Origin of the sequence: Nocardia sp. NPDC052316 (assembly GCF_044547795.1) — a bacterium.
Lineage (GTDB): Bacteria > Actinomycetota > Actinomycetes > Mycobacteriales > Mycobacteriaceae > Nocardia.
This window is the reverse complement of record NZ_JBIUBB010000007.1, coordinates 131046-152054: the sequence shown is the minus strand read 5'-3', so window position 1 is coordinate 152054 and position 21009 is coordinate 131046. Positions and strand designations below refer to the sequence as shown.

The 21009-nt window shown below is 63.4% G+C and carries 16 protein-coding genes; 11 read left to right on the top strand and 5 right to left on the bottom strand.

Going from position 1 to position 21009, the window contains the following annotated elements:
* Positions 1–80: 80 nt before the first annotated feature.
* From ACIHA7_RS32315 to ACIHA7_RS32305, 3 genes are all read left to right on the top strand, one after another.
* The gene (locus ACIHA7_RS32315; protein WP_397294797.1) at positions 81–524 is read left to right on the top strand and encodes a DUF6653 family protein; all 444 of its coding nucleotides are present in this window, start codon (positions 81–83) and stop codon (positions 522–524) included.
* Between the two features lie 442 nt (positions 525–966).
* Positions 967–1878 (top strand): ATP-binding cassette domain-containing protein, encoded by a 912-nt coding sequence (locus ACIHA7_RS32310; RefSeq protein WP_397295537.1) that lies wholly within the window; start codon positions 967–969, stop codon positions 1876–1878.
* A gap of 2 nt (positions 1879–1880) precedes the next feature.
* Positions 1881–3500: a polyketide antibiotic transporter gene (locus ACIHA7_RS32305; RefSeq protein WP_397294796.1), complete on the top strand. Its 1620-nt coding sequence runs from the start codon at positions 1881–1883 to the stop codon at positions 3498–3500.
* A 93-nt stretch (positions 3501–3593) separates the two neighbouring features.
* Here ACIHA7_RS32305 and ACIHA7_RS32300 read toward each other — a convergent pair whose 3' ends face one another.
* Both ACIHA7_RS32300 and ACIHA7_RS32295 read right to left on the bottom strand, forming a co-directional pair.
* Positions 3594–4001 (bottom strand): MerR family transcriptional regulator, encoded by a 408-nt coding sequence (locus ACIHA7_RS32300; protein WP_397294795.1) that lies wholly within the window; start codon positions 3999–4001, stop codon positions 3594–3596.
* 1 nt (position 4002) lies between these two features.
* Entirely contained in the window at positions 4003–5511 is a 1509-nt protein-coding gene (locus ACIHA7_RS32295) for a SulP family inorganic anion transporter (RefSeq protein WP_397294794.1), read from the bottom strand.
* Between the two features lie 948 nt (positions 5512–6459).
* Between ACIHA7_RS32295 and ACIHA7_RS32290 the strand changes: the two genes are divergently transcribed.
* Together ACIHA7_RS32290 and ACIHA7_RS32285 are read left to right on the top strand one after the other, a co-directional pair.
* Positions 6460–6588 (top strand): hypothetical protein, encoded by a 129-nt coding sequence (locus ACIHA7_RS32290; RefSeq protein ID WP_397294793.1) that lies wholly within the window; start codon positions 6460–6462, stop codon positions 6586–6588.
* Between the two features lie 102 nt (positions 6589–6690).
* Positions 6691–7053, top strand: coding sequence for an IS30 family transposase (locus ACIHA7_RS32285; RefSeq protein WP_397294792.1), 363 nt, complete (start codon positions 6691–6693; stop codon positions 7051–7053).
* A 482-nt stretch (positions 7054–7535) separates the two neighbouring features.
* Here ACIHA7_RS32285 and ACIHA7_RS32280 read toward each other — a convergent pair whose 3' ends face one another.
* Positions 7536–8000: an NUDIX domain-containing protein gene (locus tag ACIHA7_RS32280; RefSeq protein ID WP_397294790.1), complete on the bottom strand. Its 465-nt coding sequence runs from the start codon at positions 7998–8000 to the stop codon at positions 7536–7538.
* A 99-nt stretch (positions 8001–8099) separates the two neighbouring features.
* On the opposite strand from ACIHA7_RS32280, the gene ACIHA7_RS32275 reads away from it, so the two are divergent.
* Entirely contained in the window at positions 8100–8951 is an 852-nt protein-coding gene (locus tag ACIHA7_RS32275; RefSeq protein WP_397295535.1) for an NAD-dependent epimerase/dehydratase family protein, read from the top strand.
* Positions 8952–9067: 116 nt separating this feature from the next.
* On the opposite strand, the gene ACIHA7_RS32270 is transcribed toward ACIHA7_RS32275, so the two are convergent.
* Complete coding sequence (locus tag ACIHA7_RS32270) at positions 9068–10081, bottom strand: terpene synthase family protein (RefSeq protein ID WP_397294789.1); 1014 nt, start codon at positions 10079–10081, stop codon at positions 9068–9070.
* A gap of 2430 nt (positions 10082–12511) precedes the next feature.
* Between ACIHA7_RS32270 and ACIHA7_RS32265 the strand changes: the two genes are divergently transcribed.
* From ACIHA7_RS32265 to ACIHA7_RS32255, 3 genes are read left to right on the top strand one after another with little or no spacing between them, the layout of a single operon-like run.
* Positions 12512–13534: a terpene synthase family protein gene (locus ACIHA7_RS32265; RefSeq protein ID WP_397294787.1), complete on the top strand. Its 1023-nt coding sequence runs from the start codon at positions 12512–12514 to the stop codon at positions 13532–13534.
* Positions 13535–13559: 25 nt separating this feature from the next.
* Positions 13560–14894 carry a cytochrome P450 gene (locus ACIHA7_RS32260; RefSeq protein WP_397294785.1) on the top strand — a complete coding sequence of 445 codons (1335 nt, stop codon included), beginning with the start codon at positions 13560–13562 and terminating at the stop codon, positions 14892–14894.
* Positions 14895–14896: 2 nt separating this feature from the next.
* On the top strand, positions 14897–16150 hold the full coding sequence (locus ACIHA7_RS32255; protein ID WP_397294783.1) for an FAD-dependent oxidoreductase: 1254 nt from the start codon (positions 14897–14899) through the stop codon (positions 16148–16150).
* A gap of 703 nt (positions 16151–16853) precedes the next feature.
* Here ACIHA7_RS32255 and ACIHA7_RS32250 read toward each other — a convergent pair.
* Complete coding sequence (locus ACIHA7_RS32250) at positions 16854–18170, bottom strand: hypothetical protein (RefSeq protein ID WP_397294781.1); 1317 nt, start codon at positions 18168–18170, stop codon at positions 16854–16856.
* Positions 18171–18354: 184 nt separating this feature from the next.
* Between ACIHA7_RS32250 and ACIHA7_RS32245 the strand changes: the two genes are divergently transcribed.
* Both ACIHA7_RS32245 and ACIHA7_RS32240 read left to right on the top strand, forming a co-directional pair.
* Complete coding sequence (locus ACIHA7_RS32245; RefSeq protein WP_397294779.1) at positions 18355–19314, top strand: hypothetical protein; 960 nt, start codon at positions 18355–18357, stop codon at positions 19312–19314.
* A gap of 185 nt (positions 19315–19499) precedes the next feature.
* The gene (locus ACIHA7_RS32240) at positions 19500–19808 is read left to right on the top strand and encodes a transposase (RefSeq protein WP_397294777.1); all 309 of its coding nucleotides are present in this window, start codon (positions 19500–19502) and stop codon (positions 19806–19808) included.
* The last annotated feature ends 1201 nt before the right edge of the window (positions 19809–21009 follow it).

Here is a 21009-nt window from a genome sequence, read left to right as displayed (position 1 = left end):
GGCACGGTATCCGCCACGATGGAACATCTCATCCCACCGAACAGGATTGACCCCACCTGTGGAAGGAGCACACTGGAGAGATGAAGTCCGGAAGGACCTTTGCCGGTATTCGCCGCGCGGTTTTCGCCAGGCATTCGAACCCGTGGAGCGCGTGGTCCCGCTGGGCGACTGCGCCCTTGCTACTGGTTCCGGTGTGGAAGCGAAGCTGGCCGCACGCCGCCGCCGTCGGCGCGTGGTTCGCGGTGAACCCGTTGATCTTCCCCGCGCCTGCCGACCAACGGGCCTGGGCGACGAAAGCCATTCTCGGGGAGGAACTTTGGCTTGCCGACCATCCCATGGATGCCGCATTGGCCGTGAACACCGCAGCCACCGGTGCGGGGGTAGCCGCGGTGCTCGGTGCGTGGCGTCGCCGTCCGGTCGCCGCGGCCGCCGCAATCGGCGCGCTGATGCTGTTGTTGCTCGGGTATTGGGAGCTCATGGCCCGCTACTACGAAACGCACCGGAACGCCGAAGCGAGGACATGAAGCGGACACGTGGACAATCCGGTCCGACCGGTAGTGCCATCGCGTAGGAGAAGCTCACCATGTGCGCCGTCGCTGTCCTGGCCGGGTTCATCGGTTGCGTCCTGCTGATTCGCGCATTGGGCGCATGGTTGAACGACAGCGAAGCAGGCCGAGGTGGCGAAGCGATTCGCTTGACGCCGCCCGAGTGAGGCATCTTCAGGCAGCGTGCGGAACAAAAGCAGCACGTGGCCGCATCGAAGACCCCGCTTGCGCCGGGTGGTCCGTGGGCAATCAAGAACCGAGGTGCTCGAGGGCGTCGCCGGACGGCGCCGGGAAGTGATTGCGGCGCTTGACAAAAATCCACGGTGCCGGCCGTGGCGGCGTAGCGTTGTGGTCAGGAGCGCCGGGAAGTCTGGTCGGCATGTCATATTCGCTGACCTCGGAGGGTGTTTCCGTGTCTGCTATTTCGGCGTTGCCTGTGCACGCCATCGATACTTGTTCTGCCGTCTCGATCGAGCATCTTTCGAAACGGTTCGGCCGTACCGTCGCGGTCGATGATCTGAGCCTCACAGTCGCCACCGGTGAGGTGTTCGGGTTTCTCGGCCCCAACGGTGCCGGGAAGTCGACCACAATCCGAATGCTGATCGGGCTGATCCGTCCTTCGACGGGGAACGTTCGGGTGTTCGGCTCGGATGCCGCCGATGTGCGGCGTGCGCATCGGCACTTGGCCTACGTGCCTGCCGATGTGGCCTTATGGCCGTCGTTGACCGGTGCGGAGATGCTGGAGCTGCTCGCCCGGATCGGCGCGGGCACTGACCTGGCGTATCGCGCCGAGTTGATCGAGCGGTTCGCCCTCGAGGTCGACAAGCTCGGCAAGGCATACTCGACCGGCAATCGGCAGAAGGTCGCGCTGATCGCGGCGTTCGCCTCGCGGGCTCCGCTGCTGGTTCTCGATGAGCCGACCAGTGGGCTGGACCCGTTGATGGAGCACGAGTTTCGGCGGTGCGTCGGTGAGGCCCGAGATCGCGGGCAGACGGTTTTCCTGAGTTCGCACCAGCTCGGTGAGGTCGAGGCGGTGTGTGATCGAGTGGCGATTTTGCGCGCCGGTCGGCTGGTGCAGACAGCGACGTTGGCAGAGTTGCGCCGGTTGCACCGCACCATCGTCGAGGTCACCTACGAGGGCCAAGCTCCGGTGCTGAGCGGGGTATCCGGTGTCGAGGGTGTCGAGGCGCCCGAGCCGGGCCGGCTCCGGTTCACTGTGTCGGGGTCGGCGGCGCCTGCGCTGCGCGCGCTGTCGGCCGCGAAGGTGACGACGCTGTCCTCGCGTGAGCCCAGCCTCGAGGAGATCTTCCTCGACTACTACGGGCAGGCGTGACGATGACTACCTCGACAGCCGGACTGGCAGGTGTGTCCGCGCCGGGGCGGGCGCTCACCCGGCTCACCCGACGCCAAATCCAGCGCGGCGCCATGTTGGTCGCGGCGATCGCCGCCGGTATGTCAGCGCTGGTCGCCTTTCAATATCGCACCACCTTCGCGGATGCCATCGACTCCGGTGGGATCCACGCGCTCGCTGAAAACCCCGCCATCCGAGTCCTTTTCGGTCCGCCGCTGGCCTTGTCGGATCCCGGTGGATTCACCGTGTGGCGCACCGGCACGCCGATCCTGGTGCTGTGCGGGGTGTGGGCACTGCTGGCCGCCACCCGCTTGACCCGCGGTGCGGAGGACGCGGGGCACTGGGAGCTGCTGCTCGGCGGCAGGCTGCGCCCGCGCGATCTACTGGTGCGGGTAACCGGCACGTTGTGGCTGGCTGCGGCGGTCATCGCGGTCGGGGTCGGGGCCGCGCTCGTTGTCGCCGGTACCGACCCACTGGGCGCACTTCTGCACGCAGCTTGCGTGTTCGGCACAACCGCAACCTTCGGCGGCGTGGGATTGCTGACGGCGCAACTGGTTTCGACACGATCCGCAGCCACCTGGCTTGCTTCGGCTGTAGTAGGAGTGGGTCTGCTGCTGCGGATGCTCGCCGACGGTGTTGCCGCGTTCGCCTGGGTGGCGTGGCTTACCCCGTTCGGCCTGGCCGCGAGGGTCGCGCCCTACGCCGACAACCGTGTCGCACCGCTGTTGGTGCTGTTGCTGTTCGTTGTCGTCCCGGCCGCGAGCGCGTTGGCCGTCGCCCAGCGCCGCGACCTCGGCGGTGCGGTGATCGTCGTGCCCGGCACTCGCGCTCCGCGTATCCGCCTGCTCGGCTCGGTGACCGGTTTCGCCGTTCGGCGTGCCGCAGCGCCCACCGCCGGATGGGCAGTGGGCATCGGCGCCTACTTCCTGCTCATCGGGGCGCTGATCTCCTCGATCCTCGAATTCATTAACGAAAACCCGCGTTTCGCCGAGCTCGCCGCGACAGCCGGCTTCGGCGGCCTCGGATCGGCCACCGGGTTCGCGGCGGCGATGTTCGCTCTGCTGGCACTTCCGGCCGGGGGCTACGCCGAAAGTCGTATCTCGGCCATGGTCGCGGACGAGAAGGCACGCCGGTGGACCGCGCTGCATGCTCTGCCGTTGTCGCGGTATCGCTCGGCGGGAGTCGAAATCGCCGTCACCATCGGCGGTTTGGTGGTGTTGCTGGTAACCGCGGCGAGCGCGACGTGGGCGGGCGCGGTACTTGCCGGTGCGCCGCTGAGTCTGGGTGACGCCCTCGCCGGTGCCGCCAACGTGGCTCCGGTAGCCCTGCTGGCTCTCGGCGCCGCGGTACTGGCCTTGGGCTGGCGTCCCGACGCGGTCGGTGTGATCGGTGCGATACCCGTCGTCGGCGGGTTCCTGCTCGACGTCGTGGCCCAGAGCACCGGCGCACCCGGCTGGCTCCGCGCTATCTCGCCCTTCGCCCACCTCGCCGCCGTCCCGGCTACCGCACCGGGTTGGGCGGCCGGCGCCACGATGATCGCGATAACCCTCGCCGCGACAGCGCTCGGAACGTACGGCTATGTCCGACGCGACCTGCAGGGATAGTGAATCTTCCACGGCTGCGATCGCTGACACGTGGTGCTGACCAGCGCAACCCGCGCCTCGCTCTAGTACGTCAACCGAGGGCGACGAAACGGATCAGTCCGAGGGTAGGGAGGTGCGGGCGGTGAGCAGTTCGGTCAACTCCTCGGCGTAGCTCAGCTGTCGCCTCAGCCGTTCAGCGCTGTCGCGGGCTTTGTCTCGGTACTCGAGCAGATAGGCGGCCGCCGCTGTTCGCTGATCGTTCGTGGTGCCCTGCTCATCGAGCGCGTCGACCGCCTCCAGTAGCTGTTTCATTTCCGCGAGGGTGAATCCGAGCGGTTTCATCCGGCGGATCACCAGTAGCCGGGCTACATCGGCTTCGGTGTAAAGCCGGAAACCGCCGGCCGAGCGTGCCGAAGGTTGCACCAGCCCGACTTCGTCGTAATGGCGAATCGTCTTCAGCGACAACTCGGTTCGCTCGGCTACCTGCCCGATTTGCAGGTAGCCGTCGGTGTCGTTGCGCATGTCAGTGCGCGCCCGCCAGGTACCCGGACAGCCGTTCGTGGCGCGCTTCCGACGCCGGGTTCAATCCGATGATCTCGACCTGCTTGCCTTTGGCCGCGTACTTAGTGGTGATGGCGTCGAGAGCAGCCACGGTAGAGGCGTCCCAGATGTGCGTGTCGGACATGTCGATCACGATATTGCGCGGATCACCGACGTAGTCGAACTGGTAGACCAGGTCATTGCTGGACGCGAAGAACAGCTCCCCGCGTACCTTGTACACGCGGGTCTCGATATCCCGGTCCTTATCGGCGTCCACCTTGATCACCTCGGTGAAATGCGCCACCCGGTGCGCGAAAGCGACCATCGCGGTCAGTACACCGGCAATGACGCCGTAGGCGAGATTGTGGCTGGCCACGGTGACCACAACGGTCACCGCCATGACAGTAGTTTCGGCGATCGGCATGCGCCGCAACGTCTTCGGGGCAATCGAGTGCCAGTCCATGGTGCCCACCGACACCATGATCATCACCGCCACCAGCGCGGCCATCGGGATCCGCGCGACCAGTCCCCCCAGCCCCACCACGAGGACCAGCAGGAACACACCGGCCAGGAATGTCGAAATGCGGGTGCGGGCGCCGGAGACCTTCACATTGATCATGGTTTGGCCGATCATCGCGCACCCACCCATGCCACCGAAGAACCCGGTCACGATGTTCGCAAGGCCTTGACCCCAGCCCTCGCGAGTCTTGTCGGAGTGGGTGTCGGTGATGTCGTCGACCAGTTTCGCCGTCATCAACGATTCCAGCAGGCCGACCAGCGCCATCGCCAACGCGTAGGGGGCGATGATCTTCAGTGTGTCCAAAGTCAGTGGCACATGCGGGATCAGCAGTGACGGCAGACTGGACGGGAGATCGCCCTCGTCACCGACGTTCGGTACGTTCAACGCGAACACCATCGTCACCGCCGTCAACGCCACGATAGCTACGAGCGGCGCGGGCACCGCCGTGGTCAGTTTCGGCAGCAACACCATCACCACCAGCCCGACCGCCACCATCGGATACACCAGCCACGGCACCCCGAACAGATGTGGCAGTTGAGCCAGGAAGATCAGGATCGCCAGCGCGTTGACGAACCCGACCATCACGCTGCGCGGAATGAACCGCATCAGCTTCGCCACCCCGGCCACGCTCAAAACGATCTGCAGCAAGCCCGCCAAGATTACTGTCGCGATCAAGTAGTCGAGGCCGTGTTCCCGTACGACGGGCGCGATGACCAGCGCGACCGCACCGGTGGCGGCCGAGATCATGGCCGGTCGGCCACCGGCGATGGCGATCGTCACCGCCATGGTGAACGAGGCGAACAACCCCACCCGCGGATCCACACCCGCGATGATGGAGAACGAAATCGCCTCGGGGATCAAGGCGAGCGCCACCACCAAAGCGCTCAGCACCTCGACCCGCAGCTTTCGCGGGCTGCGCAGAGCGGCCAGAACCGACGCTTCGGTGCTCGGCCCGTTGGTACTCGACACCATTCGAACTCCGTTCATGAGGGGTTTTGCGCACGTGGCACGGCCGCACGAGCAAAGTCGGCGGTGAGTAGCGGCTGCTGAGCGGAACTCGACGCAGAAGAGGCCCGTAGCATTGCCGGGCAGCAGGCAGCAATCGGTCAGCGGCTCAGACTCTACCCTCCCGTGAGGGTAGAGTTGTAACTCGCGCGGTAGACGAGTGGCCTATCTCTCATCAGCGTGGGCACCGAAGGGTCGGGTAGAAGCTATTTCTTGTCGTCCGGTTCCCCGAGCCGCCGTTGCCACCTGGGGTGCGGAGGTGTATGGCGAAACGCGTTCGAACGCGACACCACCGCGGTGGCCAAGGCACACTACATCGACAACCCCGAGACCGTGCCCGACAACCGTGACGTGCTCGAACGGGGGCCCGCGCGGTGCACGTTCCGCCCGTGACGAGTGTCTAGCGAAAGTTCGGCTAGGAGGTCGTCGAGCGCCTTGTGGAGTGCTGCGGAATTGGCAGAATCGAACCAGGTCGTGCGGATACGTTCATTGCTTCCATTCGGCGTCTCAGGTCGGCGGCGAGCTGACGCAACGAACGGCTCTCATCGGCTGAAGCGCGGCCCACCCCCTGGAAGAGTCCGCGGACACGCTCCGGTGATCACGACGATTCTGGATATCGAGTGGAACATGCGCATCGGACGGGCTTCCCTTCTGTGTGCCAGCACTGGTTGAAACAGGCTGGGCGTTGGAAACAGCCACCACTAATACAGCCAGGCAAGCCTATGACGTGCTGACGCTAAAAGTGCGCAATTCGATTGGCAGACTGCGCCAGCGTGCGCGTAATCAAACCCCGCCCAACGCGCGCTCATCGACGTGGTCTCAATAGGTCGGCGCAACACACTGGAATCTCCTGGTGAGGAACGGATGTGATGCGCGATGGCTTCGAGTAGACCCACTGTCGGAGAAAGGACCCCGTTGACCGAGGCTCAGGTGGAGGAGGTGTGGCGGCGGTGGCGGTCCGGCACCCGTCAACGGTGCGTGATCTACTCGAACGCTGTGGCGGGGTCCGGCCGATTCCTCGCCACCGCGGTCGGCTCCGCCTGAATCTGGCTGAACGAGAAGAGATCTCGCGCGGGCCGGCGGCCCGGGACTCGCTGCGCGGTATCGCCCGCGGCCTGGGGCGAGCACCTTCGCACCCACCGCGCCATGCACCGGCCCAAGGCCAAGCGCACCCCCGACGGCCGCGGTCAGCGCCGCGGCGTGCTCGACATCGCTGAACGCCCTGCCGAGGCCGCCGATCGGGCCGTGCCTGGGCATTGGGAAGGCGATCTGTTGTTCGGGCGCGGCATGTCTGCGGTCGCCACCCTGGTCGAACGGTCCACCCGGTTTCTGCTGCTGGTCGCCCTGCCCGAGGGCAAGCGTGCCGATCTGGTCGCAGACGCTTTGGCGGCCCGGATCTGCACTCTCCCGGATGCGTTGCGGCGGTCTCTGACCTCGGACCAAGGCTACGAAATGGCCGAACACGCCGCCTTCACCGTCGCCACCGGCGTCCCGGGTCTATTTCTGTGATCCGAAGAGTCCTGGCAGCGCGGCAGCAATGAAACACCAACGGACTCCTGCGCGAATACCTTCCCCGACATCTCGACCTACGCACCTACAGCCAGACCGACTTCGATGCGATCGCCGACGAACTCAACGGGCGCCCTCGACAAACCCTCGAATTCCGCACACCATCAGAAGCACTCGAAGAGGCGTTGCGTTGACCGACTGAGCCCGCAGGCACTATCGGATGTTCTCGGATCGGCTGGCGGCCAACGGCTACGGTGCGGTCCCACGACCGGAACGCGGATGTCGTTGGCAATAAGTAACGTCGGCACGTCGAGTGCCGTGAGGGTGGCGGCAGTCATCGGGCCGTCGGCGGCGATCGATAGCTCGGTACCGCACACATCGCTGCCGTGATCAGTGGACGGATACTGCGGCACGTTCCACAGTTCGACCAGGGCGAGGTAGCTGACGCATATGATCGGACCGCATTGCGTGCCGCCACAGCTCTACCAGCCGTAGATCGAGAATGGCGTACCGCTGGCGATGTGGTCCATGGCGGTGCGGCAGTAGCCAATCATGTGATCAGGAAGCGTATCCGAGGCGAACCACTTCAGTGCGCTGCACTTGTCCGGCTCCAGGTTGACCGGTTCGCCCTGCCAGCTACGCACGGTGAAGAAGAACGCCATCCGCCCGCCCGAGGACGAGTTGTGCATGATGTGACTGAATCGCACATCCGCGGGTGCGATCGTCACGCCGATTTCCTCTGCGGCTTCGCGGATCACAGCGTCGATGACCGATTCGCCGGCCTCGAGATGGCCCGAAAGCAGGTGCCATGCACCGTCTTCGAATCCGGTGTGCTGTCGCTGACCGAAGAGCACTTCGTGGCCGCGGCACATGATCAGATGAACATCTCCGGTGACCTTGTGACGTTGAGGTTTTTCGTGCTGACTGGACTCGGTTGTGACGCTCATACAGCCGCGTTCCCTTCACCTGACAGTGACGATGACCTGGACGTTTGCCGAGCTTCATTCGGATCGAGTCGACACTAACCGCCTCGCAGTGACCGGACTATATGCCCGCAGTCGCGGCTTCACCAGATGTCGGTTCACGACGTCGCCGAGGTCCTCCCCACGGCCGCCGGGTTCGACAGGGTGCTGCACTTCGCGGCCAGCATCGAAGTCTGTGAATCGGTGACCAACCCCGAAAAGTATTGGCACAACAACATCGAAGGCAGCCTCGCGCTCTTGCGCGCGATCCGCGCGGCCGAGATGCCGCGGCTGATCTTCTCCTCTACCGGTTCGATGTATACCGGCGACGGCACCACCGCCTTCGATGAAACCGCGGAAGTGCGACCCAGAAACCCTTACGCGGCTAACAAAGCCACCGTTGATCAATTCATCGCGGGTGAATGCGGTGCCTCCACCAGCCTCGGTGCGGCGACGTTGCGCTACTTCAACGCTGCCGGAGCCGTCCGCACCGCGCACGGAACACATCTCGGCGAACGTCACGACCCCGAATCACACCTTATCCCTATCCTGCTGCAAACCGCCGGCGGGCAACGCGACCTCTTCACCCTGTTCGGCACCGACTACCCGACCCCTGACGGCACCTGCATCCGCGACTACATCCACGTCAGCGATCTCGCCGCCGCGCACCTGCTCGCCCTCGACGCCGTCGAGCCGGGCCGCCACGAGAACTTCAATGTCGGTAACGGGCAAAGGTATTGGAATCAGCAAGTCCTCGACACCGTCCGCGAAGTCACCGGTGCGATCGAAGGTCGCAGTACCGGCGACCCGCCAGTGTGCACCGCCTCCAGCGAGAAAGTCCACCGTGTACTGGGTTGGAAGCCGCAACGACCGGAGCTGGCCGACATCATCGCCGACGCACGGGACTTCCATCGCGCGATTCTCAGCGGGAGGTAGGTGTGTTGACTGCTCCGCGGACGGCGGGCCGGTTCGTGTTCATAGACTGGTTCAACACCCTCAGTACCGCAATGGATCCTCAGCAAGGTGGCTCCGCGGCCGGACTCGGCCGCTGTCTATGTCTGGTGATCGAGTAAGTCCTGGAAGTAGCCGGGGCCCGAAGCGGGGACGATGTCGGCTGCCCCGGTGTAGCGGCGGGTCTCGGTTTCCCATTGATGGTAGCCCCGGGTGAATGCGGACATGACTTCGATGTATCGGTTCACCTCACTGTGTTGCTGGTCGTTGAGTCCGAGCTGTGCGCACATGCCCGCGACGCCGTGCTGGAGAGATAGGAACCGAGCGGAGCGCCGAGCAATCTCAGCCTTGGCTTGTTCAATCGCCTCAGTCCGGGAGATGTGTTGCTCCTGTTCGAGGACGAGGACGAGGTTGTCCATGTCTCCGCGGGATTCTTCTTTCTCGAGGGAGTACACATCGTTGCACATGAAGGGGAGTTCGACGGCGATCTGGCGCATGATGCGCAGGTGAGGGCTGTAAAAGGCGGCGGGCGGTACGTCGATCATGGCCGCTCGTTCACCAAGCGAAATCGTGATATCCATAGCTGCGACACCGCGTCGGACTTCCACGTATTCGGGCATCGGCGAGGGTACTCCGCGGACTCGGTTGATCGCCTCGTGTGCGTGTGCGGCGAAGTAGTATTCCCAGTCGCAAGCGGCCCGAGCCTGCCAACGCGCGGATGCCGATTGCCTGCACCGATCCCACACGTCAGCGAACGCGTTAGTCAACGGGTTGGTGGATCGACCGGACCGATTGCCATGGATCAGGTCTGTAAACCCCCGGCAAGCGTGGGCGACGCGGTCCGGGCTGTGGCCCAGCGGGCCGTCGAACTGATCATCGAAGAGGAAGAAGAAGGCCATTGCATCGGTACATAGGTCCAGTTCGTCCCCTGTGGCGTATGGGAATCCGTACGCCGCGAGTTTCGGCATGTCCCACATCGAGTACCAAGCCAACATCTCACCGGTGTCCACCAGGCCTTGTTCACGAACCCAATCCAGGTTCCTGCTCCGGGCGCGCTCCAGGTCCGGGCTGATATTTAGCGGGAAGGGCAGATCAAATCCAATGTCCTGCGGCATGATTTTCCTTCCGGGCACCGTGTAAGCAAAGTTTCCCAGAACGATAAATCGGTGTGCAATACCTGTCAGGCAGGGTGCCCAGCGATGGCAAGATCACAACCGTAGATCAGCAAACCAATCATGGCGGACATTCCCGACTGTCGAACAGTCTCACGACGGCCCGGCTATCGAGTGCCCACCACCCGGCACCAGAAAGCATCGCGGCAGCAAACAAAAATTCGATATGGCGATCCTGTCAACCCCACCCGACGCATCATACCGCTGTTCGCCAGGACTGCTGTTCAAGCGAGTGTATCGGCGCAATGCATGCGTCACTCGCAGCGGTCTACCGTCACCTGCGGATCCTGGTGCCGGAGCAACGAATTCGCTACCCGGCGACCGGTTGGGCGGTCAAGGTCAGGCATGTGGTCATGTCGTAGAGTCGGAACCGTGGTGCCTCACCGGCGCGCAACCTCGATTTGACCGCTTCCAGGTAGTAGCGGCGCGATTCGCTGAGATCCGCTACTAATCGTCGTGGCCCGTTTCGTCGGTACTACCTGCGATCCTGGAGTCGGGATGGCACGGAGGTGGTCAATGGTGTTCGACGATAGCCGGTCGGCAGATTCGGGGAGGCTGACGCGTTCGGGGTGGACCCGGTCGGGAGTTCATCGTGGCATCAGGACAGGGAGTGGTTCGGTCGGTGGTTGGAAGGGGGTGGGCGTGAATCGACCCTTTCACCGTCGACGGTTTGCACGCTCGATGTCGAGCTCGGCCGGCTCCGATTCCCGTAGCCCCGGCACCAGAGCCATCACGAGCAGTGCGTAGTCGCGGGGCCTGCGTAACGCCGCCGCGTCGAGAGTTTTGCTGCGCTGTCAACGCGTCCAGATAACATCCGGGCGTCTGCCGAGCCGATGGGATCTAGAGGTCGATGCGCAACTGCTCGCCGATGGGGCCCGCGGATGCCGGTGTCGCTCGGTGCCGTGCGTTCCGTGTCGACACCGATTTCGGCCCCTTCACCCCTGGCTCGCTTCGCCGATGTGACCGGGCTGCCGCGGATCCGTCGATGGGACTGGGCTCGATCTGCTGGCGCGGAGGTGCCGAGGGCACGGGCCCGTTACCGGTGAGCGACCAGCGCGCGAGTGCGGCGTCGCGCGAGTGCTTGGCGCTAATGAAGTCCTGGTCAACTCTCTGGAATTCGGTGTCAGCGACTGCGACGTGGTGGGCGGCTATCCGCTTGTCGGTCATGAACTGATCAGTGATCACGCCACCGCCACCGCCGGGGAGGAAGCCGGGGTTACCAAGCTGTCACGGCCGCTGGGAGATCCGCTATGTGCGGCACGAGCCTCTCCGTCCACGCCCGCGCACAATCGAGGTGGTCCCTGCCGCGGCCGCAGTGCTGACCAACCGACTTCTCTGAGCGGGGGCAGTCCTCGCAACCGGATCGCTTTCTTGAGATAACATTCTGGTCCGCATCGCGATTTCAGGGTGCGCACTATTCTCGGAATGAGATCGTTCGAGACAACAGCTGGGGCCATTACTGCAGGTCAGGGACATGCGCCGACTGGAACCGTACCGACCGTCCGCTGAGGTTCGCTTGCACGCTCATTTGAAATATCCGTACCGGACAACGACGATTATGGTTCATTGGTCCTTGGTGGGCGCTATCGATTACAGTTGGTTCACATCTCGGGCCCGGCGGTGCATATCTCCTTATTCGGGTAGCGCGGAAGCCTGTCGGGTTTCGATGGAGGCTACACGGCGGACTTCTTTGCAAGGCGATGCGTATGAGTTTCTTCGGTACTACCGCAAGATTGCATGGAGCGGATTGCCGTTGTTCTGGGAGAGTCGATGCAGGCGCCGGTGATGATAACTCTGACCCGCTCCGGAATGAACTGCGACCACATTACCGAGACTGCTGGACCGTTGTCGGTGACGACGATAGAGTCATGCTGCGGGCAAACCACGGATTGCTGGCTCGGCGCACGCCGAGGCGGGGTGCTTTTGCTGGGAGCATTGTGCGTCGGGACGGTTCCGGCGATACCCTTAAACGTTTGCTGGCGGCAGCCGTAAAGCGGCGATCTTGTCCGCAGCACGGTCGACCGGCACCGAAGCAATCTCGAACGAGATCGAGTCTGTTGTCAACGTCCGCTGAGCTCCAGACGGCATCGACAGCGACGAAATACCTCCGGGGGTCGACGTTGCTGATTGGCCTCGGCACGCCGTTGCCCGTCAAGTCGATAACAAGAGGCGGCGTGCGCGCCGGTGAACTCAACCACGGTCCGAGATGGTCGCACGCAAGACCGAGGCCCCGATTGCCGCCGGATCTGAGAGTGCCCTACTGTCCAGGGCGAGCACTGCTTTTCGACACCCTTACCATGTGCGCAACCGAAGGGGTAACTCCCCGAGATAAGTGTCGGTCGTGCCGCTGTCTATAGGGAAAGTGCAGAGAATATGCGAAACAACGCCGATGAATTCAACCAAGTCTCGCTGCCGGCGTTCCAGTTGCCGTGGGCCAGCACTGTTCGCCCCGACGTCCATGCGATACATGCCGAATTATTCGAATGGTCAGCGCGGCACGAGCTATTTCGGAATGAACTCGAGCGCGATCGGTACGAAAGCCATAGATTCGCGTGGTTGGCCGCGCGTTATTGCCCCCGCGCTGATAGGGTTTTCGCGCAGTGGTCCGCAGACTTCCTGCAATGGTTCTTCATGCTGGATGACGTGACGGACGGTCTAGCGGAGGGTCCGCAGCACGCAACTGCGGTAGTGGGCAAGTTGACCGCAATGCTGGATGTGGTCGATTTCGATGAAATGGGCACCCAACCGGTGCGTGGCGAAACGGCATGGTGGGATCTCTGCCGCAGGCTGAAGGCTTGGGTACCGGCTACTGAAAACTATCAACGCTGGGCGAATTCGATGCGGCTATGGCTGCTCTCGGTGGGTCTGCAGCTTTTCGACCAAGTGTGCGCTGACCGATCGAATCCGAGTTCGTATGTGTCGTATCGCCGGTATACAGCAGGGCTGAGCCCGTTCATCGCCCTTGCCGATGTAGCCAACGCAGGGCCAATCACCGCCGAGGAATTCTACTCGCCCGAGGTCCGCCGCCTGGAGCAACTTGCGGTCAACGTGATCGCCTGGTCCAACGATGTGCTGAGCGCTGGTGTGGAAGTGCAGCAGCCATCGGCGCGCAGTCTGGTCACGGTGCTCAAGGAAGCTGAGCTGGACCGGTCGTGGCAGGAGGCAATAGATCTTGCCGCCGATCAGACCTATGCCGAAATCGCCGCGTTCGCGCAACTGGCCGAAACAGTGCGCCACGTCGCAAGCCCCAACCTCGCCGGATGGATCGACGGCTGTCAGGACTGGATCGCTGCCACAGTCAATTGGTCTGTCCTCGACAGCGCTCGCTACGGCCTCACCGCGGCAGCGTCTCTGGACGACCGCGAAGCCCACAAATCGCATGACGAGCTACGTTGATCAGCTATTCCAGAAAGTTCCTGACATGACCTCTGCGCAGCTTCTACCTCCCGGCCCGTCCCTGAATCGCGACGAAATGTGGCGGTTGGAACAGGAGCCAGCGATGCTGGAAGAGTTCCGGCATTCCTACGGCGACCTATTCACCCTCCACCGGCCTTCTCAACCACCACGGGTATGTCTCAGCTCTCCACGCCACTTCCGCAGCATTCTGCTACGGCATGATCAACAACTTACCGCGCTCGGACCGACGATTTACAACGACCTGATCGGCCCGCATAGCATGTTGAAGCTGGCCGGAGCCGAGCATCGTCGAATACGGCAGACTGTGACACCGCTGTTTACGGGCGCCTCGCTACAGCGAAAGGCAGATACGGTTCACGCACTGATCACACAAGGCTTGAACGAGCTTGCGGGTCGGCCTCCGCAACCGTTGGCCAGAGCGATGATCAGGATCACCGCCCGAATCATGAACTCCTTCATTTTCCCCGACGACCTCCCAGCTACTACCGAGCATGTCCTGGAGGATGAACTCGTCGCCGTACTCAACGCCCTGCACGACGCACGTACGGCCCCGCTATCGCTGCGTGCCCACCTCGAGACCCAATACCACTACCACCGCAGCGAACTGGATCGCGTTCTTCTAGCAGAGATCGCCCGCGCGCGAATGAAAGGCGCCCAGCGTGGGGACTCGCTGCTGAGTGCGCTACTGACCGCACCACGCCCGCTGAATGATCGCGATATCCGCGATCAAATCGTCAGCGTTCTCACCGGCGGGACAACAACCGCCGGAAACGGTATCTCCATGGCTCTGTACTGGCTATACCATCGCCCCGATGTCGCCGCACGCGTGTCCGAAGAAGTGCATGCGCTACCAAAGGATGCCTCCGCGCGAGAGATCGCATCGCTGCCGTACCTGTCCGCAGTGTGCACCGAAGCCCTGCGCATCCCCACTGTCACCCCCACCAGTGCAGCGCGACGAGTGGACACCGCATTCACTGCTGAAGGCTTCCATTTCGCCGAAGGCACCCACGTCATCGTCGCGATACACCTGGCCCACCATCACGAACCGACTTACCCCGATCACGCCGAATTCAGGCCCGAGCGATTCCTGAACCAGCGCCCATCCTCAATGCGGTATTTACCCTTCGGTATCGGATCCCACTATTGCCTGGGCGCGCAGCTGACCGAATTGGAGATGCGACTCGCCTTAGCTGCCGCAGTGCGGCTCGAAGATTTCGATGTCCTGGGTGCCGACGAACGGCTACGGCCGCGTTCGCACGGAGTCAATCTTACAACCCCACATACGATCCGGGCCTGCCTAGCCGCACCGGATGAACTGACCCAGCGACAACGGGGGTGACCATGACACCTACTGGTCACGCAGTGGTGGTAGGGGGAGGATATGCGGGTCTCGTCGCGGCCAGGGTTCTCGCTGACCATTGTCAGCGCGTGACCATAGTCGAGCGAGATGCCATCACCGATGCCCCGGCGTATAGAAGAGGTACGCCACAGTGCCGCCACCCACATGGGCTGCTCGCTCGCGGTGCACAGATCCTTGAACAACTCTTTCCCGGACTGAGAGAAGAACTGGCTAGCCGCGGCGCACCGATCTCCGACTTCGGGCGGCTCCCGCTACGGTTTCCCACCGGCTGGTCGCCATCGGTCCAAACCGGACTCGCGGTTCAAACTTTCAGCCGTACCTTGCTGGAATCGTCGATCCGTAAACGCGTACTCGCGCGTCCGAACGTGACCATGCGGGACCGGACACCGACGACGGGATTGGTTCGCGCCGCCACTCGAATCAGCGGCGTCGAGCTCGACGGCGATCGCCAGATCAGCGCGGACCTGGTGGTCATCGCCACCGGCCGCCACTCTCAACTACCTACTTGGCTGGTCGATGCGGGACTGTCCACGCCTAGAACACTTCAGGTGGACGGAAGGCTTTCCTACACATCTCGCCTGTACCACCGAAGTACCGGAGTCCGCTGGCACATGTCCATACAGTCCACGTTCGCGCCAACTACGAGGCGAGGTGGTGTCGTCAACGCGCTCGAAGACAACAGCTGGATCGTCTGCTTGTTCGGTGCTGACGGTGAGATGGCACCCACAGAACCCGATGGTTTCACCGCCTACGCCGAGTCCCTGGCAAATCCCTACATAACCGAGGTCGTCCGCGATGCCGCACCAGCGAGTGCCATCTACCGCTACGCCGGACTCGGTGGGCATTGGCACCGCTACGACCGATTGCACGACTGGCCAGATGGCCTCGCCGTCCTAGGGGACGCGCTGTGTAGCCTCAACCCCGTCTACGGTCACGGCATGACGATCGCCGCCGAGCAGGCATTGCTACTGGGGAGATCGCTTCACCAGTTCGGGAACGGCGCAGGCTGTCATCGGTTCCAGAGACGAACACGCAGGACGATCCTTATTCCGTGGATCCTGTCGACGAGTCTCGATCAAGGATGGGACCCACGTCGAGCACCCCTCACCGCTACACTTGCTAACAAGTACATGCTGAATCTGCTCGAGCGTATCCCGGAAAACCCGGATCTCTATCGCAAATTCCTCAACGTCCAGCACATGATGTCTTCGCCATTGGTGCTGCTCCAACCCTGAACGAAGAAACCTAACTGCGCATCGACCGGCACATTGGCGACGCTCCGCTGATTGAGCGCGGGATCGCCTGATCAACGGCCTAGCTCACCTCCAAGTGGCGGGTGGTAGCACGATGCGTCGGCGCGTGAGGTGGATATTGTTGTCGGAGTAGTATTTTCGGGATTTGTCCACGCTGATTGCGGAGCATATGGCAGCAGATCGCGCGACGATCGTGGTGCGAGTGCGGACCTGGATGACCGTCCGGCATGCAGCCTGGCTGCGATGCGGAGTCGGTCAGGGTGCACTGCTATCACGAGCGGACCGTCGCCGATGTTCCCGTGGACGGCAGGGCGGTGATCATGCGCGTGCGGGCGTGGCAGCCGGCCTTGATTCCGCACTGCTGTAAGACTTTTCGGGATTCGTGCCCGGCGTTCTCGAGCACTATGCGGCGAGGGTCGTCATGTGGCTGGCGGTCAACGCTTTTCGTGCGCGGACGCCGAGGTTGATAGTGCGCGGCAGGGCAGAGCGCGTCTTCTGCAACCGGCAACGCCGCCCCGCCCAGCTCGACTATGGGACGCCGACTGAGCACGAATTACGCTAACTAAAACCAGCTCATCACCGCCTGAAATTCACATCAAGGCAGGTAACTAAAGCCGAAGCAGGTCTAGGAGTCAACCAACGTGGGGGCAGTACCCTGTCGCATCCTGTCGTCGGTGCGTCATCGTCATGATCGAAATTGCGACAGGCCCGCTCTTCGGGTGGTCCCCGCACAATAGGCGAGTGCCAGGGCCGATGTGGAGAGGGTGGTCAGTGTCGTGAGAGTTGTCGTGAGGGAAGTGGGTAAGGGGTGGTGAAGAGTGAGGGCTGTGGCGGTGGTGGTTACAGTCGCCGCGACGCCGGTGGCGGCGCCGACTATGAGGCTCGGGTGAGTGGGCAAACCGCCGATGGCTCGCGGCGGTTGATATGTGCGGGGTAGCGGCTGGGTTATGAGCGCGCACACCGACAGGATCGCGGTGAAAGCGACGTAGCCCAAGCCCGCTGCTGGTGGGAAGCCGTGAGCATCGGGCATGGTTCTCAGCAGCAGATAGCCGGTGTCGGAGGCGCCAGCGGCGAGCAGGGCTGTGGACAGAAAGGCTGAGCCGATGATCCTGCGGCCGCAGATCAGTGGTCCGAGCGCGGCCAGGCTCAAGGTGATGTCGGCGGCCGGGTAGACGGCGAACAGGAGTGTGGCGGGGGATTCGACGTGGTGGTGCAGAGTGACGAGTAACCACAGCATCGCCGCATATGCCCCGCAGAGTAGGCAGAAATATGTGGTGGCGTTGTCGACGTCGTTACGCACTCGGGCAATTCCGAGTCGCCGGGCGCGTATCCACAGCGCCGGCGCGACGAAGACTGGCATCGCGAGGTCTCCGATGTGGTGGATGATCCCGCCGGGGATGGTTTGGTGATGGATCGAACGAGCCACGAACCAGGCCACCTGTCCGGCGGTCCACGAGGTGACTCCGGCCGCCAGCAGCCCGAAATAGGTGGTGTTGAGCCGATCGCCATGTCGCTGGAAGCGCCACACACGTACCAGCAGTATCCCGGCTGCCGCGCCGCCGAACACGATCTGTGACAGGTCGGTCAACGCGGTCGTGTGTACCGCGTTGCTGTCGACGGCCTGGGTCACGGCGATCACGATCATGGCGACGCACAGCACCAACCCCAGGAGCAGCAACGCTATTTTTGACCCCGGTGCGGGGCTTTCACCGCCGTCCCCCTCTGCCATCCCCCGTCCCGGCGCGTGGGAAGGGGTAACAGGCGTAGCCGCGAGATTCCACAACTGGCGTGCCTGCTCGGTGTCGGCCCCCAGTGATCGGGCCACCTGCTCGACGATCGGCCAGGCAGGCAGCGGCGCAGCGGGGTTGAAGACCCGGGCGACCGTGGTATGGCTGTAGACGGTCTTGGCGGCGATTGCTCGTAAACTCGGCGCCCCTCTGGATTGCCGTGCCCCGGCGAGGTACTCCACCAACATGTGATGTGCGTCATTGCCTGTTTCCATGAGCTCCCTTTTCGTTCTGTAAATCTTAGTAAACCATTGTTGAGCTGTGTAAATGGGTGATCTCCAAGTTGCTTTACGCCTGGTTGCGAAGTTCTGATGGTTGGCGGATCGCGAACAGCCGATACCTGTCACGGCCATCCATAGAGCTGGATAGCTGAAAATTTGCCCAAGCGTAGGAGTAGCTATGAAAACAAGCGTGCGTGTCGCCACCGGTAGCCTGTGTATGGCTGCGGCTCTGGCCGGGGCTATCCCGGCAGTCAACGCCAACGCCGATGTCATCATCTACAACGGCCCCGCCGGGCAGCCCCCTGCAGTGACGCCGGCCAACCCGATCCCGACACCGATGAATCTGCCGGTTGCCCCGCCGTCGTGGACCAACCTCGACGACGGTCGCACCGCCATGCCGGGCAATCCCCGCGCGACACAGAACAGCCGGCCGTCCCAGGCCGAGCAGGATCAGGCTCGTAACCAGCTGCACGACGACGCGGTCCATGACGGCGCCGTGGACGGGGCAGCCACCGGAGGCGTCAACGGCACCGTCCTTGGTGCCGCCACCGGCGCCGGGATCGGCGCTGGAATCGGTGCCGCCACCGGCGCTGCCGCCGGTCTGGTCGCCGGACCCGCCATCGGCGCGCTCACCGGCATGGCCCTGGGCTGCGTTGTCGGTGCGCCCGCGCTGCTCATCGGATGTCTTCCCGGTGCTGTGATCGGCGGAATCATTGTCGGCGTGGCCGGAACCGTTTACGGTCCGATCGTCGGCACCGCTGCGGGGGCCGCGGTCGGCGCCGGGATCGGTGCCGTGATCGGTGGCGCCGTCGGCGGGCCCATCGGCGAATCGAACGGTGCCGCCACGGGTGCCGCCACTGCGGACTCCCAGGCAAATCTGCAGAGCTCCCGCGTCGGCGTCACACAAGCTAATTCGGTCGCGACGCGCGTCGACGACACCACCCCTGTCTCGGTGGCGGGGCTCGACCCCGCCACCACGGCATCCGAGCCGACGAACACCCCGAGCTCCGCCCCGGTCAGTACCTTGATCCGAGATGACTTCACCGGCGTGATCCCGGCCGAAGTCGTCAACATGATCCCGGTCGAAGTCACCAACATGATTCCGAAGGATGCGGCCGCCCTCGTCGGCATCCACTGATCGATGCGCAAATGACCCTGGAGGGGAGAGGAGGGAACTGCCGTGACGTGGTTCCCTCCTTCCATCGCGGCCACCCCGCGCATAAGGGCACCACGGGCGGTCCGACCCCTCGCTCACGCCGCCACCGCGACGCCAGCCGCTCGCGGCGCTCGAAGTATTCGACAACGGCCGGAAAGGAATTTTCCGTGGCAGCGCAGAAGAAGTATCCGGATGAGTTGAAAGCCGAAGCGATCCGGATCTACCAAGACATGGACCCGAAACCGACGATTCGCCATCTCGCCCAGCAATTGGGGGTGCATCACGAAGCGCTGCGATACTGGCTACGACGGGCCGACATCGGCCGGACACCTAAAGCGCCGACCAGTGAGCTCGCCGCGGAGAACGAGCGGCTACGCGAACAAGTAGCCCACCTGCAGCGGGAGAACGACATTCTCCGGTCCGCGAGTACCTACTTCGCGATACAACTCGGCCAGAACCACTCCAAGACCTCGTAACGAGGGATTCGGAATACTCGAGTTGAACGACTGTCGGGGGCTGTCCAGAGAACCGGTCCGTTCCGAATTGGGTTATGTCACCTATGCCGACAGCCGTGGTGTGTTCAAGATTGTTGCCGCTGGTGCCGGATGTGGTCGATGAGGGTGAACAGATTACGGCTGGGCACGAACGCCTGAATGTCGACCTACTGCCCGATGTTGTGCGGCCCATATTTTGTTGGCATCGAATGGTTGGTGGGCCGTATCCGGGGGTGCGGTCGAGTACCCGGTCACGGGCGCAATTCGGATGCTCGACGGTCGCGTCGAGCATCGGGACCACAATCAAACGACGAGCCGGCGCAGCGCTGCTACCGCGGCGGCATGGTCGGGTCGTCGAGGATTCGATGGCCAACCCAGCCTCGCTCGCTAGTCACCAGAGCGACGTCAAGGTCACCCCGTAACAGCTCGAGTAAACCATATCGCCTGCGGCGCGACGCCCACCGAAAGCACCGCATCGAGCATCTCTCCGGTGACACCCCCCGACACCAGATGATTTTTAACCTGAACCACGCACGCCACCATCGATAACCCTTGTGTTGAGTCAGAAAGCCTCCTCGATTCCGCGACCCATGCGTTCCGGCAGCTACCGGGACGGTTGACATGAACACGAGAGCGCGAGTCGCCTCGGGTGATGCGGAGTCGGGGCGCCGCCGAGGCGCAGGGAATCTGCGTTTCGGCGACGCTTGTATCCGAGCCGGTGCATCGCGACGTGCTCGTGCGAGCGCTGCACCATCAGGGGATTCGGAGACCCTGCCGGCTTGGATTGCTCGTTATCGGACCCAGTGTGTCTGTGCCCCGGTAGTAGCGGTATGGCCGCCATGGCGTGTCGGCGCGAACCTCGAGGGTTGCGCCGCCAGCCCAGCCGTGGCACCGCGATCGCGGCCTGGCCTGTCCGAAGGCAAGGTGATCGCGTTGGGTCTCTCCGAGCCCTTCGGCGGGTGCATCGTTCGGAGCTGCGCTGACCAGCATCGATCATGCGGCAGCGTCCTATCGAGCCGCCGCGCGGTGGCTGACCTCAGATGCGGTCATGGCGGGTCACGGCTCCGGAGATAGCGGTGCCGGACACGGTCGGGTTGTGCAAGCCGTCGTGCTCGGACTGCGCCGCACCGCAGGTGATGGGCTGGACACACTGGCGCGACCAGTCGCGCCGATCTGTGGTGCG